Raw genomic sequence first — 1,303 nt, 5'->3', positions numbered from 1 at the left:
CGCGAAACTACTTCGCCGTCGTCGCCATTGCCGCCACTCTGCTCTGGATAAGGTAACTGTCCACACGGCCTAGGCGTAGAGCGGCAAAGCCATCGGCGGCGGTGCGCCTGTCCTCAAGAACGGCAATCGTTTCATTCTGATGCTGTTGCAGTTCCATACGATCCTCCCGCTAGCCAGAGTTGTCCCGTGTTGTCAGGGGCCGCGGCCAGCTACTTAGATCGAACAATTTGACGCTACGTACGATTCAAGCCCATTGGAGAGGCTTCGTCTGGTGAATGTATCAAAAAGCCGCATCTCGAGGACGGAGAGACGGGGCAAAACCTCGAGACGAGCACAACGAGGTCCTCAACCACGCGACGCGAGCCGCGTGCTTAGGTCAAAAACTCATCTCATTCTCATCTAAATGGAGAACGCGGCGGTCGTGCACGCAAAGTGCGCGACAAGTCAGTGCGGTTCATCCTTCAGGGCGGCAAGGGCGAGGTCGAGATACTGCATTAGGTGGGGATCCCAGCCAGTCATGTTGCGAGGCGCACTGAGTCGCGCAAGAACTTTCAGTATTGTTGAAACGGTCGATTCAATTCCGGCGATTTCAGTGATTAGTGAACGCGCTTGAAGCGCCACAGCATTCGCCCGTTCGCTGCAGGGATGCTCACCCCGTTCCACGCAATCGCGCAGGTCGTCGCGGATCTTCCGCCACCGCTCCTCGCGAACTGCGTCCAGGACGCATGTGCATCGGAGCTCCTGAGTGCGCTCCTCAACCCGTGACATGGCGTCCAGAGTGGCAGGTAGCTCATCTACGCTGACGTGTATTTCTCCATCCGTTGTCATGTTGCGCAAGCGATCTCGCAGCAGGGTTGTACGCGCGACTTGAAGCTCAATTCTCTCCAAATGCATGCGCAACAAGTCAGTGAGCGAGGTGCTGCCCCCAATCGCTCTGCGAATCTCTTCAAGCGAGAAGCCAAGCTCACGTAGCGCTAGGATTTGATATACTCGTTGTACGCTCTCGCGGTCGTACATTCGGTGACCGCCGCCGGTGCGTTCCGAGGCGCTCAATAAACCCGTGTGTTCGTAGTGATGCAGAGTGCGAACCGTCACGCCGGTAGCCTCTGCAAGCTCGCCAATGCGCCATCGACGCCTTCGTGGTGTAGGTTTTGTCATGGTCCTCTGTTTTCAAGCCTACAACCTGACGTCGGGTGAGATTCAAGTCATTTCAATGATCTAGCAGCCTGCTGAAAAACGTGAGGAATGAAGCGTTTTTTTTCTGTTGAGGAGGCCTCGTTGGGCTGGCGCGTCCGGGAGGCTA

Annotated in this window: 2 protein-coding genes; both read right to left on the bottom strand. The window is 56.4% G+C overall.

The genetic code is table 11. The features are described 5' to 3' along the window. Positions 1 to 7 precede the first annotated feature (7 nt). Positions 8 to 157 carry a hypothetical protein gene (locus AAFX91_RS41730; RefSeq protein ID WP_394570352.1) on the bottom strand — a complete coding sequence of 50 codons (150 nt, stop codon included), beginning with the start codon at positions 155 to 157 and terminating at the stop codon, positions 8 to 10. A 287-nt stretch (positions 158 to 444) separates the two neighbouring features. Next, a complete protein-coding gene (locus tag AAFX91_RS41725) occupies positions 445 to 1,158 on the bottom strand; it encodes a MerR family transcriptional regulator (RefSeq protein WP_028169417.1) in 714 nt (237 codons plus the stop codon). Positions 1,159 to 1,303 lie beyond the last annotated feature (145 nt).

Source organism: Bradyrhizobium sp. 31Argb (assembly GCF_043638955.1).
Taxonomy (GTDB): Bacteria; Pseudomonadota; Alphaproteobacteria; order Rhizobiales; family Xanthobacteraceae; genus Bradyrhizobium.
Note: the sequence above shows the minus strand (reverse complement) of the source record. Positions and strands in the feature narration are given on the sequence as shown.

Bases quoted from the DNA above. Each gene is read 5' to 3' on its own strand.
- AAFX91_RS41730 (WP_394570352.1), bottom strand. From the start codon at position 157: ATGGAACTGCAACAGCATCAGAATGAAACGATTGCCGTTCTTGAGGAC.
- AAFX91_RS41725 (WP_028169417.1), bottom strand. From the start codon at position 1,158: ATGACAAAACCTACACCACGAAGGCGTCGATGGCGCATTGGCGAGCTT.